The sequence below is a fragment of the Ruminococcus sp. genome, assembly GCF_024684275.1.
Window position 1 is genome coordinate 162778 of sequence record NZ_JAIKXF010000055.1, and the last position, 14826, is coordinate 177603.

The following is a 14826-nucleotide window of genomic DNA, read 5'->3' on the forward strand; positions in this document are numbered from 1 at the left end:
TCAGCTCATAGCAGGAACGGCGCAGTTTCTGAGGACATTTTCAACATATGCCTCACCTGTGCCAAAGGCTGTCTTGCCCTGGGGTGAAAGTATTATCCTGTGAGCAAGCACGGAAACCGCTGTATTCTTAATATCATCGGGAGTTACATAGTCTCTCTCATAGATGTACGCATAAGCCTTTGCAGCCTTGAAAAGCGCTATGCTTCCGCGGGGACTTATGCCGAGAACAGTATTTCTGTCTGCTCTTGTCGCAGCAACGATATCAACGATATACTCCTTGACAGCATCGCTGACACGTACCTGTTTTACCTCCTGCTGCATAGCGATAATGTCATCGACGTGCATTACAGGCTCTTCTATATTAACAATAGGATTGTTGAGTTCTGTTCTTTCAAGTATCTGGACTTCCTCCTCCAGTGAGGGATAGCCCATAGACAGCTTCATAAAGAATCTGTCCATCTGCGCCTCTGGAAGGTGGAATGTGCCATAGGTCTCTACAGGGTTCTGAGTTGCCATAACAAGGAACGGCTTAGGAAGCTTATGTGTAACACCGTCAAGACTTATCTGGCGTTCCTCCATAGCCTCAAGGAGAGCCGACTGTACCTTCGGCGAGGCACGGTTTATCTCGTCCGCGAGAAGGAAATTACACATTACCGCACCGTCACGGTAAACAAAATCGCCCTTATTTGAATCAAGCATAGTAAATCCCGCTATATCCGACGGCATAACATCAGGAGTAAGTTGGATACGGTTGAATTTTCCGCCTATTGAACGTGATAGAGCGGTTATCAGCTGAGTTTTGCCAACGCCGGGAACGTCCTCAAGAAGAACATGGCCTTCACATAACAGTGCGGCTATCAGCTTGATTACTGTGTCTTTTTTACCTACAATGACTTTGCCGACAGAACCAGCGAGTTTACTTATTCTTTCATTCATATTATTTTACCTCATACTTTTGAGCATATTATCCAGTTAAAACTATTATAACATATTTTCAAAATTACTTCAAGGGAAATCCATACGAAAAAAAGCCTGTATTATTGTAACATCTTACAATAATACAGGTGTTGGAATGTGGAAAATTTGTCCAATTAATTGTTTTCAACAGCAGTTGCCGCTGATTTTTACCATAATATCAGCAAAAGATAATATCAATAGTACCCCATATTTCTTCTTTTCTTCCTTAACAGGTAAATTATTGTTCCCACCAGAAACAAACCCGATAAAGGCGTCAGGAACAGCCATATCTCTTCGACAGGGCTGTCAAATATCAGAAGTGATGTTATTTCATTTTCTGAAAAGCCGTACTTTCTTGCAGCATTTTTGAACTCTGCAACATCGTATTCGTAAAATGACTTTGGCGAAACCCGCCCATCTATGTAAAATATTTCAGGCATAGTATTCGTTCTGCCATTCATATAGTTTTCCCAACTTATACATAGCTCGTCAAGCTTTTGTTTTTTTGTCTCATCACTTGTATAATATGAATATACGCAGTAATTCTCAGGTCTGTAGCTCTTATCGACTCTAATTTTTTCAATTTCATCGGGGCTTGCATTATCCAGCATATAATAGTTCAGGTATTTGTAAGCATTTTTGGAGTACTTTTTTCTGCCTGTGCTTACTTTCTCCACTCTGTACATACAGAACACACGCCCGGCATTGCCCTCTATAGCCTTCTGCTCATTACAGTATTTCAGGTCATCAATATGCACATAATAAGGCTCCCCCTTGAAGTACATAGCTATTTCCATGATCCCCAGCACAAAAATGGCAGCAGCTGCAACTATCAGTATCATATACGCAGATCTAATTATACGATACATAATTTTCTCCCTATATCAAAAAACAGCGGCAGAATAAAATCCACCGCTGTTTGTAAAAGCTTTTATTACTTGATCATGTTAGCAATCTCGTCAGCAAAGTTCTCTTCCTTCTTCTCAACGCCTTCGCCGCGCTCGTAACGAACAACGTCAACGACCTTGATAGAACCGCCGAGCTTCTTAGCCTCAGCATCAACATAGCCCTGAACTGTAAGCTTGTCATCCTTAACGAAAGCCTGCTCAAGGAGGCAGTTCTCGCTGTAGTACTTGCCAACCTTGCCTTCAACGATCTTTACGCGAACCTGCTCGGGCTTGGAAGCCATCTTAGGATCTTCAGCCATCTGAGCGAGCATGATCTTCTTCTCATTCTCGATAACCTCAGCAGGAACGTCCTCTCTTCTTACGTATGGAGCGTTGAGAGCAGCGGACTGCATAGCAACGTCCTTACCGATAGCAGCTACCTGATCAGCAGAAAGATCTGTATCCATCTTTACGAGAACGCCGATGCTTCCGCCATTGTGGATATAAGAAGCAAGCTTGCCCTCAAGTCTTACGAAACGACGGATAACGATATTCTCTCTGATCTTCATGCCAGCCAGCTCTGTAAGAGCCTCACCTACTGTACCACTGCCGCCGCTGATAGGCAGATTCTTGAGTGCCTCAACATCAGCAGGGTTCTTTTCGATGATAGTGTTTGCAACATTTGCAACGAAATTTCTGATATCGTCTGTATTAGCAGCGAAGTCTGTCTCTGTGTTTACTTCGAGGAGAACGCCTGTCTCACCCTTTACAACAGCTGTAACTACGCCCTCAGCAGCAGCTCTGCCGCTCTTCTTAGCCTGTGTAGCAAGACCTTTTTCTCTGAGGAACTCGATAGCCTTGTCCATATCGCCATCGTTTTCTTCGAGAGCCTTTTTACAGTCCATCATACCAACGCCTGTGGACTTCATGAGTTCTTTAATTTCAGCAACGGATACCTTACCCATTGTAAATACCTCCTATTATATATTAAATCCGCAAAAACCCGAAGGGTTAGTTCGGGTTTTTGATTGTTTTCATTGTTTTATGATTATTCAGCGTCAGCCTCAGCGCTCTCAGCTTCCTCAGCAGGAGCCTCCTGTGCAGCTGCAGCGTCATCGCCCTGTCTGCCTTCGATAACAGCGTTAGCAATTGTGCCTGCGATAAGCTTTACAGCTCTGATAGCGTCATCGTTACCTGGGATAACGTAATCAACTTCATCAGGATCGCAGTTTGTATCTACGATAGCAACGATCGGGATATTGAGCTTCTTAGCCTCAGCAACAGCGATCTTTTCCTTGCGGGGATCAACGATGAAAAGTGCTGCTGGGAGCTTCTTCATTGTCTTGATACCGCCGAGGAACTTCTCAAGCTTTTCTATTTCAAGGTTGAGCTTAACAACTTCCTTCTTAGGGAGAAGAGCGAATGTGCCGTCCTCTTCCATTGTATGGAGCTGCTCAAGTCTCTTGATTCTTGTCTGGATAGTCTTGAAGTTTGTGAGCATACCGCCCAGCCATCTTGCGTTTACATAGTGTGCGCCGGCTCTTGTAGCTTCTTCCTTAACAGAATCGCCAGCCTGCTTCTTTGTACCTACGAAAAGTACCTCGCCGCCCTGTGAAGCGATGTCGCGAACGAACATATAAGCGTCCTCGAGCTTCTTAACTGTCTTCTGAAGGTCGATGATGTAGATTCCGTTTCTTTCTGTGAAAATGTATGGTGCCATTTTCGGGTTCCATCTTCTTGTCTGGTGTCCGAAGTGTACGCCAGCCTCAAGAAGCTGCTTCATTGATACTACTCCCATGGTGTAGTCCTCCTTAAAATTGGTTAATATTAATCCTCCGACCAACTTAGCTCAACAGCAACGCAGGTCCCTGCGCACCAACCGCTGAAAGTACAGCCGTGCGAATTGCCTTAATATTATATCATTTCAAGGCAGATATTTCAAGCATTTTATCGATGTTTATTTCAACAAACTTAAAAAACTATTTTTTCTGTTTTTTAGTGATTTTACACGCTGATTCTCATGGGAACGCTCAGCAAGCACCACATCTTCGCCAATTACCTTTATCTCCGAGCAGGCTATCACTGTGTCCTCAGCTCTGCCTAAAAAGCCTAAAAACCGAGCTCCGCCGTATATTATAAGTGACTTCACAGTACCGCTTTCCATATCAAGCTCTATATCATCAATAAAGCCCAGTCTCTCTCCCGTAGAGATTTCTATAACTTCCTTTCTGCATAATTCCTCAAATCCAAGAAGCATATCATCACTCCCAAGCGGTCATCTGTCCTTTTGGTTAAGTCCTTCCAGAACAAGTATCGTGACAAATATCATTATTATTATAAGAACAGCCGCCCAAACGAACTTAAATTTTACAAAAAGAATGATAAGAACGGTAAAGATCACAGCATCATACGTCAGGAAACGGTTCCGTATAGTCTGCTTTTTTATCTCAGCAGCAGTTTTCCGCTCCTCCTCCTCATCATGACGGCGTCGGATAGCCGCTAACTCCTGCTTTTCCTCAGCCTCGATGTTTTCCTGTTCACGGGCAAAAACTGCGTCTCTGACAGCATTAATAAACCGATCATACATCGTTTCGAGATTGAGCTTTTCGTCACCCTCGGAATATTCGATAGCTTTTCGCGGCGATTCTCCTAAAAGCTGTGAAAGCTGTGCAACGAATATATCGTCCTCAGCAAAATCAAAGCCAAAACGCTCTATATAATCGGAAGCAAAGCTCTCGACCACCTCTTCAAGCAGCAGGTCGCCGCTGTTCCGACAACCATTATAAGCAAGAAATCGAGTCCAGTGAGCCTGCCAGCACTCAGGAGAAGCATCAAGTATTATGCCGCAGTACTCCTCGGCAGCTTCAAAATCCTCGTCTGCAAGGAAAATATTCATTCTGCGGATAAGCTTTTCGGGAGCATTCCGTGCAGAAACGCTGTGACCGCTTTCTTTACGGCGTATAAGCCTTATAACCTCAGCCACGAAGCCCAGCTTTTCCATATCCATAACAGGATAATCCGAGAGTTCATCAGGTATATCTCCCTCAGAAACGCCGCTGATACAGGTAATAAGCAGCTTATCTCCGTCCTTACGGACAGCCGATGCACATCTGCTCCACTGTCTTTTCATGTGAAGCTCTGCAAAATCATCTGACTCAGTGCAGACAACAAGCAAAGTATCTGCTGAATTTACAGCAGCACTTATGTAGAGCTCACCTGCTCTGCCGCTGACCTCCTTAATCGACTTAGGCGCAAAGAAAACTATGAAGCCCTCCGCGCAGAGCTGATCGTATATCTGAGCAGCTATATTTCTGCCTTTTTCAGACGAACCGCCGCAAATAAACACATCATAGCGCTCACCGTTTCCGACTCGCTCAGCATATTCACGGCGCAGAACGTCAATAGCTGCCGCTTCCCGGCAATATACAGCCTTTTGCTCGTCAGTCGCATAAGCGACAGCGGTGAGAAAATTCACATCTTCGGTGAGAGGCGTCAGGGAAACTCTGCGGCAAACAGGGACCTTTACAGCGGATCCGTTGTCCTCATATACTATACCGCAGCGGCACATGGCAAGCTCCCAGAAGCCCTCGGGCTCATCGTCAGCTTCTGCACATAGATGTGATAGAAGCTTTTCTGCACCTTCAAAATCTGTTTTCTGGCGAAGTCTGCGTGCTTTATTGAATATTCCGAGTTTTTCACTGTCATATTTTTTAGGATATGTCTGTCTTGAACCGCAGCTCTCGCACTCGCATACGCCCGTATCGTCCTCGGACTGTAATATTTCGCCGCAAATTCTGCATAAAAGCTCCACAGGCTCCGCCTCCTTTCATTATAATATATGCAGCGTCATCCGCTGAAAAGAATCAAAATTTGGCTTCGCAAAATTTTGTTTTACATCACAGATACCCCGTATAAAAGATCGGGCAGCTGCTTATGCAGCTGCCGCGGGATCATTCTTCTTCATCATCGTCGCTGTCGTCACCTTTTTTCTTGGCAAAGATAGCAGTTCCAACTGCAAGAATAATCGCAGCTGCGATAATTATGAACAGTACACCTCTCGGGAATCTGTCTCCCGTTTGTGGTACATTTGATGCTAAAAGCATTAATGCTGCAAACATTATAAGGTCTCCTTTATGTTATAAATGTATCATGGTTTATTTTAGCATAATATATCTTATTTGTCAAATATATTTTTGCAAAAAAGCCTGAGAGCTTTTCACTCTCAGGCTTTAGATTAAAATCTGAAATCACGCTGACCGCCATTCTTTATGCTGTCAAGGTATTCGATAGCACGCTGACGGCGCTTTTCATCGGGAACATTCTGTATCTCCTTTGCGATAAGAGTCTCACCTACTGCCTTTGTTTCCGGCGAAGCATAGTCAGAGAGGTACTCCTGCAATGTCATAAGCGCATTTGGGTGGCAGCAGTTCTGTATCTGTCCCACCTTGCACAGCGCCATGAAACGATCGCCTGTTCTGCCCTCACGATAGCAGGCTGTGCAGAACGACGGGATATAGCCGCCATCCATGAGCCACTTTACTACTTCATCAAGTGAACGCTGGTCGGATACATCGAACTGCTCTGTATCATGAGGTCTGTCCTCGGGAGTATAGCCTGCATAGCCGCCTACAGAGGTTCTTGAACCGCCTGATATCTGGGATACTCCAAGTCCGAGCACCTTTTCACGGCAGGCTTCGCTCTCACGTGTTGAGATTATCATGCCTGTGTAAGGAACTGCTATCCTTATACAAGCAACAAGCTTTGCAAATGTATCATCGTCGATGCCGTTGTCAAATACGGAAGGGTCAATATCCGAGGCTCTTCTGATTCGCGGAACACTGATAGTGTGCGGTCCTACGCCGTGAACAGCTTCAAGGTGCTCTGCATGCATGAGAAGTCCTGCGAATTCGTACTTGTACTTGTCAAGTCCGAAGAGAACACCAAGACCTACGTCGTCAATACCGCCCTCCATAGCTCTGTCCATAGCCTCTGTGTGATATGCGTAGTTATGCTTTGGTCCTGCCGGGTGAAGCTTCTCATAGCTCTCCTTGTGGTAGGTCTCCTGGAACAGGATATATGTGCCAATACCTGCTTCCTTGAGCTTGCGGTAGTTTTCAACGGTTGTTGCGGCGATATTAACGTTTACACGGCGGATAGCTCCGTTTTTGTGCTTTATGGAGTAGATAGTATTGATACATTCAAGGATATACTCGATAGGATTGTTTACAGGATCCTCGCCCGATTCGATCGCAAGGCGCTTGTGTCCCATATCCTGAAGAGCAATGACCTCCTGACGGACCTCCTCCTGAGTCAGCTTCTTGCGCGGTATTTCCTTATTCTGCATATGATATGGACAGTATACGCACTTGTTTACGCAATAATTTGAAAGATAAAGCGGAGCAAACATAACTATTCTGTTGCCGTAAAATGCCTGCTTTATCTCCTTTGCAAGCTCGTACATCTTCTCTGTCATCTCCGGGATATCACAGGCAAGAAGCACACTTGCCTCACGGTGAGTAAGCCCTGCGCACTCAACTCCCCTTCCTGTTTTTCTCGGCTTTGCCTTTTCGAGTATCTGCTCGATAAGCTGGCGGTTATGCTTGTTCTGTTCAGCATATTCCAGTGTAGCCAGTATCTCCTCATCATTGATAAATTCTTCTGCTTTAAGGGATTTTACATCATACATATTCATTTTTCTCCTTTATGATCTTGCCTTACAAGACATTGTTTTCACTTCAATTTTGAATAAAGCAGTTCGTTCGAGTACAGCATCATCGTACTCCCACTCTGCTCTGCCTGTCGCCTGCTTCATAATACAGCTGAAAGCATTTCTCTTCTCATCAGTTCCGTTTATGACTGAAATTGTGCCGTTTCCGATAACACTCTGATATTTCGCAGAATGTCCGCAGGCTTTTTCAGCTTCGACCAGCTCATATCTGCCGTCTATCTCAAATCCGACTGACGGACACGCCTTTGCAAGCTCGTACTTTCTTCCTGCTTTCGCACCGTGAAAATAAAACGTGTATTTCTCATCATCAACAGTATATCCGTAATTGACAGGTACTATATATACCTCTCCATTATCACAGAAGCCCACACGAAGTATCTTCTCACCTGAGATAAAGCGCTCTATTTCAGCTTTATCCGTTATTTCACGATCATTCCTGCGCATAAACTCCTCCTATCGTTATCGTTTCTCAAAAATCATCTCTAAAGCCCAGCTCTGCATCTCCCAGTACATTTTACCCTTGATATCACTGTATTTTACCCACAGGAATTCATGGTCTTTTTCTGTAGGATCAGCTGTCTTTGATACCATTTTCCCGACATAATAGGTCTGTATCGGGTGAAAGAAGCCTATTTCATTATGGAAACAGTAAGTTTCCGCAGAGCACACTTCGCCTTTGACCGTAACCGCATAGCCTGTTTCTTCTGTACATTCCCTTTCAATACAGGCAATATGTGATTCACCGTCTTCTATTCCGCCGCCGACTAAAAAATACCCTTTTGGAGTGCGTATCACACCTACCTTATCACCGCAGACAAGGATAAGATATGCTCCCTCTCTGTCAGTGTATACATGATCTTCCTTTGTTCCAAAGACTTTGTGCATGATATCATCTCCTTGCATCACGCGGTTACTTCTTCGATATCGCAGCTTTAACGGATACCCCCTGTATCTGCCCGAGTCTGCCCGTAAGACTGCTTATCACATCGGGTTCTGCGTCAAGTGCAACTGAAATGAGCGATATTCCCCTTTCTTTGTAAGGTATCCCCATTCTTCCGATGATTATATCGCTGTAGTCATGAAGCACATTGTTCACCTCTACTGCCGCAGACTGCTCATCAATAACTATAGCCGTCACAGCGATTCGTTTGTTTTCCATTATTCCTCCTTTGCAGGCAGAAAAGCAGCCAATAAAAAATCCGCCCATAGACGGACGGATAGTATCTGCGCAAAAATATATTGCATAACTGCTATCCGATAACAAGGTTCTGCACCCTGCTGCCCGAAAACAATAAATTTTAAGAGCCGAAATCAGAATAAATCCTGACCTTCGCTGTAATTATTGTAACACTTTGATATACATTTGTCAATCTATAATTGTTAGCATAATAAAACTGTGTTGGTCTCATTTTGTTCAGCTTATACAATGCCATACCCGTTTTTTAAAGAATTTATATAATTTTTCAAAAATCACTGGACAAAATCTTTTATTTGTGATATACTATTGTTAGATTTATTTTTGAGGTGATTATTAATGGGTTTATTCTCATTTTTCCAGGGCGGGGCTAAATATTTTGATAAAAAAATAGAGCCTAAGTGCGATTACTGTATGTACGGTAAGAGGACAAAGGACGGTAACAGAGTTCTTTGCGAAAAAAGAGGCCTCGTTGAACAAAATTATTCATGTAAAGCTTTTATATATTCTCCATTAAAGAGAATTCCTGTAAAACAGCTCAGATTTGTTGGCAGTATTGCTGATGATGACCTCTATATCGAGTCAAAGGGCGACCGTACAGAAAAGGAAGAGGCTGAAAATAAGACTTCAGCTAAGAACAAAAAAACTGAATCTAAGCCATCGGCTCCTGCACCGTCAGCTCCTGCCGCTCCTGCTGAACAGCCTGCTCAGAACGCTCAGCCTGTTCAGAACACTCCTGCCCCACAGGCAGATGAGGCTGATAAACCTGAACAGCCGAAGGAACAAAAGACTGCCGAAAACGAAGCTAATGATAATACTGAAAATGCTTCTGCTGCAGAGACAGCTGCAAAAGCGGAAAACACCTAAAAGGCTTGAATTTAATAAAATACATGAGGAGCTATTTAAGCTCCTCATTTTTTCTCTTGACAAAATATATATTTTAGAGTATAATTACATTTGTTGATTCATGTGGGTATGGCGAAATTGGCATACCCACCAGATTTCGTTCGCGCTACGTCATTGGTTTATAAAACTGCTCCCTGTCGGCAGTTCAATTCGACAGTCTTAATTTAATATGCGGGTATGGCGAAATTGGCATACGCACCAGATTTCGTTCACGATACGTCATTGAATTATAAAGCGGCTCATCTGTTTGTACACAATCAACAAAATTTAATATCGCGGATGTGGTGAAATTGGCAGACACGTTAGATTTCGTTCACGCTACGTCATTGGTTTTATGATACTGCTCCTGTCGGCAGTCAAATTCGATAGTCAAAATTGAATATGCGGGTATGGCGAAATTGGCATACGCACCAGATTTAGGTTCTGGCGGAGAGATCCATGCAGGTTCAACTCCTGTTACCCGCACCAAAAATTAAGCCGTAGGGTTATCCCTACGGCTTTCATTTTAGTCATTAATTTCAAAGCACACTGTGCTTGAATCATGAAAGTCTCCGTTGAACTCTAGCGACACATCAAGGCTGCCGTCTTCATTTTCGTGGACGTTTATTTTCCGAACGAGCAGTCTGATATTGGTGTCGCTGATATATGGTTCGAGCAGCACCTCGTCCAGCAATTCTGCTGTGGACATCAGCTCGTCGCGACGTTTCTTGCTGAGCTCGTCAAACTTCCTGCAATCTTCTATCTTCTGTGTCAAATACGCTATCTCAGCTTCACGCTTTTCAATCATTGAATTGTAGACCTTAGCGTGTTCACGGTCGCCAATACGCTCCATAATAAGTTCCTCGATCTGACCTTTGAGCCCGACTATCTTCTCACTATAATCCCTTATCATTTTATCGTACTTTGGCTTCTTCCTGTTCCAGTTTTTTATAATCTCATCGTACTTCTTACTGGAATCATGGATCTCGTTTCTGAGCATTGCAAGCTCCGTATGGATAATATCATCGAGCTGAGGTTCGCGGATAGTGTGAGCGGTGCAGTATTCGTTACCGTATCGATGGTTGTTGTTGCAGGTGTACTCCACCCATGAGTTGCCTGCGACAGTTCTCTTTTTAGCTATGAGGCTCGCTCCACATTCGGCACATTTTATCATACCACAGTACCTATGGATGACACTTCCGTACTTCGCCCTCGCGTGATTTTTCAGCCTGCTTTCAAGCAGTATCTGTGCTTGATTGAAGGTCTCGCGGTCGATAATCGCAGGCATAAAGTTCTCATGACGGTACTGTTCTTCGGACGGAATAACATCCACTGTCTTGTAAATCTTTGACGTCACAGTCTTGTGGTTAACAAGAGTTCCTGTATACGCCTCGTTCTGAATTATACGCTTGACCGTTGTTTGCGCCCACAGAAATCTTTTTACGATTTCTGTGTGACGTGGATTCCTTTTTCTGTGAGAGAAATATTCCGGTGACTTTATACCGCGGCGGTTGAAGTCCTTGGCGATAGTGCTCAGTCCGTAGCCTTCAAAGAACTTCTCGAATATTTCTCTGACTATCGCTGCCGCCGTTTCATCGACCAGTACCTCACCTGTGAATTTATCCTTATAGTATCCCATCGGAAGGTTCACAGGCATTCCTGTTTTTTGCTTCTGTCGTATGCCGGCACGGACTTTCTTGCCAATATCTTTGGCATAAAAGTCATTGACGAGCTGCTTGAATCCGATTATCATATCATCATTCTCGTTCGAGGAGTCAATACCCTCGGTCACTGAATACACCTTGACGTTGTTCTCGCGCAAGTAGTCGATGAACAGTGCCGTACGTGTACGGTGTCTGCCAAGTCGGGACAAGTCCTTGACCAACAGGATGTCGACCTTTCCGTCCTCGACTGCTAGCTCTATCTGGTGAAGTCCCTTGCGCTCGAATGTCATACCCGATACGTTATCGTCAAAGCTTTCACCAACTATGTCATAACCATTCTGCTCGGCATAGTCTACAAGTATCTGACGCTGATTCTGAAGGCTGTTCATCTCGGCGTCCTCGTCGCGTGACAGTCTATAGTATAACCATGCTTTCATTTATTTACCTCCATTCTTAATGGCAGTCGCAGCACCTTGGTTGGTGCTACGACACACCATACCACAGACCTTCTCAGAAGTCTACTGTTTTCTCGTTTGTTTCCGAAATTTCGACCTTATCAACAACATCTGTCTGTGGACATTTGTCTATATCACCTGAATGGAGATAATCGCTGAGCAGCGATTTTATGAACAGGTCGAAGCCCTGTGCGTCTCCATTGAAGGTGACGTGGATGTTCCTGATTTGCGGTTCTTTAATAGTTCTTCCCAATATACAACTCTCCTTTTATATCTCTCGTTCATGTATCGTATGTGATTATAATTGTTCATTTTCAAAATTCCTTTCATTTTAGATTTGGGTTACCCCATGTGTATTCCGAGAGCTTCCTTGCGCTCTCGTTCCTCGGCAAGCGCCTTGCTGTCAACGTGCTCCCGAGCGAACTCGGTATCGTCAGCAGGCTCGTCCTCTATCAGTGAAGCCATAGCAGTAATGCCACCGACGATATCAGGTGCAGAAACTCTATCAACACCACTAGACGGAGTAATCTGAAGCCGCGCTTCCTGTTCTGCTCGTCGGAGCATTTCAGCTGCGATAAGGTCCGATCGTTCAGCCTCCCAGCCTGTGAGACGAGATCCTTCGCTGACTGATCCAGTTTCGACACCTCTGCCGTCACGTTTTGGTGCTGTTGACAAACCCTCGACATCGAGTGCTGAATATGGTATAATAAAAGTATCGAAAGTGAGGTAGCAACGATGTTAAAACGAGCCGAAAGCAAGCAAATGAAAATGTCATTTGTGACACTTGAAGAACTAATGCCGCAGGAGCATTTTCTGCGAGATCTTGATAGACTTGTAGATTTTGATTTCATCTATGACAAGGTCGCTGATCTGTATTCAAATACAGGAAGGCCTGCGATTGATCCTGTTGTAATGATAAAAATGATGCTGATTGGATATATCTACGGTATCGATTCTGAGCGTAAACTTGAACAGGAGATCACAGTAAATATTGCTTACCGTTGGTTCTTAGGAATTGACTTTGATGAACGTGTTCCGGATCACTCAACTATCTCACAGCTTCGTCGCAGAAAATTTGATGGTACAACAATTTTTAGAGATGTCTTTGATGAGATCGTTCGTAAGTGTTTCGAGGCAGGTCTTATTGATGGCAAGCTCCTTCTAACTGACTCTACACACATCAGAGCGAATGCACGTAATGATCTCCGTGAGGTTATTGAAGTACCCGACACTCCAAGTGAATATATACAGAAGCTTGATCGTGAAGCGTATGAGCTTGGTCTTATCAAAGAGCCTGTTGAATATGATACTGCAAAAACTAAAGAAATCACCAAAAGCGTTACAGATCCTGAATGCGGACTGATGAAGCGTCCGGGAAAGCCTACAGGATTTCACTATCTGAATCATCAGACCTGCGATTCAAAGCATGGAATGATTACTGATGTTTTTGTTACTGCTGGAAATATCAAGGATTCTGTTCCTCACGTTAAACGAATCGAGTACCAAATTGAAAAATTCGGTTTCACTCCTGATGCAATCTGTGCGGATGGCGGATATGACAGTCGAGAAGTATATGAAGCAATGATAAAAAAAGATATTGCAGCATATATACCGCAACGAGAGAAACCTACTCCTAACTGTAATTATACTGAAGAATACTCGCCCAATAATTTCATATATGATACCGACAATGATTGTTATCTTTGTCCCGCAGGGAGAATACTAAAGTATTCATCTTATTGTAAAGGTAAAGGCGTAAAACGTTATGCTGCAAAAAAATCAGAGTGTCAAAACTGTCCACATAAGGAAAAATGTATAGGTAAGTCGAAAATTGGCAGACGGATTGAACGTCATCTTCATGAAGAAGCCAAAGAAAAACAAATGCAACATGCCGGAACGCCTGAGTACTATGAAGCTATGCGGCTACGAAAAATATGGTGCGAGGGAAATTTCTCTCATCAAAAAGAACAGCATAATTTAAGACGCACTCGAAAGAGGGGCATTGAACGAGTTACCGAGCAATGCCTCTTATCGGCATGCGCCTTAAACTTAAAAAGGCTTGTAGAGATACTATTTTACATCAATATTCAGTTATTATTTCAGTCCGAAAGCTATTCGGGCTGTTTTTTATTGCAAAAACATGGGTTTGTCAACAGCACCGTTTTGCAACGTCAGCTCCTGTAGCTCCTTCCCCTGCTCCAGCAACTGATTGTATATCGTCTGCTGATTTTTCAGGTACAGTTTCATTTGTGCATACGTCATGGTCACATCTGTTTGAGCCTTGACTTCCAACAGTGTATCCGTCAGCAATTCCAGCTGTGATATCACTGCCTGCCAGTTGCTTTCCTGGACGCAGACCATAGTTGGTATGTCCTGTGCCTCCTGCATGTTCTCTTTGGAGGCAGCTTTCAATTTGTCTAATTTTGAACTCATATTCCATATTCTCCTTCCTGTATTTTGCTTCGTGAAGCTTGTTGTCTCGGCATCTCCTTCCGTTGGGACAAGTGTATGTGATATACTTACGATTGTCCTCCCATTTGACATCGTAGCCGTACTGCTTCATGTAGAAACGGAATTGTTTCTTGCTCTTAGCTCTTTTCATGACTGCTTCAATGGTATTTGCGAGATCCATTTTCCAACTCTCACCACGCATTGCAACACGATACTCGCCGTTAGTGACGCCGTTGCTCTGCTTGTGAAGCTCAGGTTTGATGAGAGTTGTAACTCCGTATTTCTGACATATCTCGTCTGACAATTGCCGCAGGTCTTGCAGTGTGAACTTGTTCGAGTGATACTTCAAACCAGTCTCAGCATTGACTGCATTGAGTACGAAATGTGAGTGTATATGATCGGCGTCGATATGAGTTGCAACTACAACTTCGTGTCCAGGGAAGGCTCTACCCGCGAATTCAACTGCTATCTTGTGAGCCCTCTCGGGAGCGATATTGTAGCCGCTGGGGTGAGACTGTACGAAGTGATAGTAACGTATCCCGACAGTCTTGCCGTACATCTCTCTTGTGTTTTTGAATTCCTGATAGGCAGTCGGCAGCGAACA

General features: G+C 43.9%; 17 protein-coding genes and 1 tRNA gene. 3 read left to right on the forward strand and 15 right to left on the reverse strand.

Going from position 1 to position 14826, the window contains the following annotated elements:
• The 11 genes from K5677_RS06650 to K5677_RS06700 form a co-directional block, all read right to left on the reverse strand.
• Complete coding sequence (locus K5677_RS06650) at positions 1 to 936, reverse strand: MoxR family ATPase (protein ID WP_296726059.1); 936 nt, start codon at positions 934 to 936, stop codon at positions 1 to 3.
• 215 nt (positions 937 to 1151) lie between these two features.
• Positions 1152 to 1826: a hypothetical protein gene (locus K5677_RS06655; protein WP_296726062.1), complete on the reverse strand. Its 675-nt coding sequence runs from the start codon at positions 1824 to 1826 to the stop codon at positions 1152 to 1154.
• Between the two features lie 65 nt (positions 1827 to 1891).
• Complete coding sequence (tsf, locus tag K5677_RS06660) at positions 1892 to 2809, reverse strand: translation elongation factor Ts (protein WP_296726063.1); 918 nt, start codon at positions 2807 to 2809, stop codon at positions 1892 to 1894.
• An 83-nt stretch (positions 2810 to 2892) separates the two neighbouring features.
• Positions 2893 to 3642 carry a 30S ribosomal protein S2 gene (rpsB, locus tag K5677_RS06665; protein WP_296726065.1) on the reverse strand — a complete coding sequence of 250 codons (750 nt, stop codon included), beginning with the start codon at positions 3640 to 3642 and terminating at the stop codon, positions 2893 to 2895.
• Between the two features lie 159 nt (positions 3643 to 3801).
• Positions 3802 to 4101 carry a YlmC/YmxH family sporulation protein gene (locus tag K5677_RS06670; RefSeq protein WP_296726066.1) on the reverse strand — a complete coding sequence of 100 codons (300 nt, stop codon included), beginning with the start codon at positions 4099 to 4101 and terminating at the stop codon, positions 3802 to 3804.
• Positions 4102 to 4119: 18 nt separating this feature from the next.
• A complete protein-coding gene (locus tag K5677_RS06675; protein WP_296726068.1) occupies positions 4120 to 5655 on the reverse strand; it encodes a hypothetical protein in 1536 nt (511 codons plus the stop codon).
• Between the two features lie 139 nt (positions 5656 to 5794).
• Entirely contained in the window at positions 5795 to 5962 is a 168-nt protein-coding gene (locus tag K5677_RS06680; RefSeq protein ID WP_296726070.1) for a hypothetical protein, read from the reverse strand.
• Between the two features lie 116 nt (positions 5963 to 6078).
• A complete protein-coding gene (gene hydG, locus K5677_RS06685) occupies positions 6079 to 7530 on the reverse strand; it encodes a [FeFe] hydrogenase H-cluster radical SAM maturase HydG (RefSeq protein ID WP_366849063.1) in 1452 nt (483 codons plus the stop codon).
• A gap of 15 nt (positions 7531 to 7545) precedes the next feature.
• The gene (locus tag K5677_RS06690; protein WP_296726074.1) at positions 7546 to 8016 is read right to left on the reverse strand and encodes a pyridoxamine 5'-phosphate oxidase family protein; all 471 of its coding nucleotides are present in this window, start codon (positions 8014 to 8016) and stop codon (positions 7546 to 7548) included.
• Positions 8017 to 8031: 15 nt separating this feature from the next.
• The gene (locus tag K5677_RS06695) at positions 8032 to 8457 is read right to left on the reverse strand and encodes an NUDIX domain-containing protein (protein WP_296726076.1); all 426 of its coding nucleotides are present in this window, start codon (positions 8455 to 8457) and stop codon (positions 8032 to 8034) included.
• Between the two features lie 25 nt (positions 8458 to 8482).
• Entirely contained in the window at positions 8483 to 8731 is a 249-nt protein-coding gene (locus K5677_RS06700) for a TM1266 family iron-only hydrogenase system putative regulator (protein WP_296726078.1), read from the reverse strand.
• A 375-nt stretch (positions 8732 to 9106) separates the two neighbouring features.
• Here K5677_RS06700 and K5677_RS06705 point away from each other — a divergent pair, with 375 nt between their 5' ends.
• The gene (locus tag K5677_RS06705; RefSeq protein WP_296726080.1) at positions 9107 to 9634 is read left to right on the forward strand and encodes a hypothetical protein; all 528 of its coding nucleotides are present in this window, start codon (positions 9107 to 9109) and stop codon (positions 9632 to 9634) included.
• A gap of 422 nt (positions 9635 to 10056) precedes the next feature.
• A tRNA-Leu gene (locus K5677_RS06710) sits at positions 10057 to 10141 on the forward strand.
• 37 nt (positions 10142 to 10178) lie between these two features.
• On the opposite strand, the gene K5677_RS06715 is transcribed toward K5677_RS06710, so the two are convergent.
• The 3 genes from K5677_RS06715 to K5677_RS06725 form a co-directional block, all read right to left on the reverse strand.
• Complete coding sequence (locus tag K5677_RS06715) at positions 10179 to 11753, reverse strand: recombinase family protein (RefSeq protein WP_296726081.1); 1575 nt, start codon at positions 11751 to 11753, stop codon at positions 10179 to 10181.
• Positions 11754 to 11826: 73 nt separating this feature from the next.
• Positions 11827 to 12024, reverse strand: a complete 198-nt coding sequence (locus tag K5677_RS06720) for a hypothetical protein (protein ID WP_296726083.1) — start codon at positions 12022 to 12024, stop codon at positions 11827 to 11829.
• Positions 12025 to 12113: 89 nt separating this feature from the next.
• Positions 12114 to 12446, reverse strand: coding sequence for a hypothetical protein (locus tag K5677_RS06725; protein ID WP_296726085.1), 333 nt, complete (start codon positions 12444 to 12446; stop codon positions 12114 to 12116).
• A 60-nt stretch (positions 12447 to 12506) separates the two neighbouring features.
• Here K5677_RS06725 and K5677_RS06730 point away from each other — a divergent pair, with 60 nt between their 5' ends.
• Positions 12507 to 13955: an IS1182 family transposase gene (locus tag K5677_RS06730; protein ID WP_296726086.1), complete on the forward strand. Its 1449-nt coding sequence runs from the start codon at positions 12507 to 12509 to the stop codon at positions 13953 to 13955.
• Here K5677_RS06730 and K5677_RS06735 read toward each other — a convergent pair.
• Positions 13921 to 14826 (reverse strand): relaxase/mobilization nuclease domain-containing protein (locus K5677_RS06735; RefSeq protein WP_296726089.1); only part of this gene is annotated, 906 nt, incomplete at its 5' end. The two genes, K5677_RS06730 and K5677_RS06735, sit on opposite strands and share 35 nt — an antisense overlap.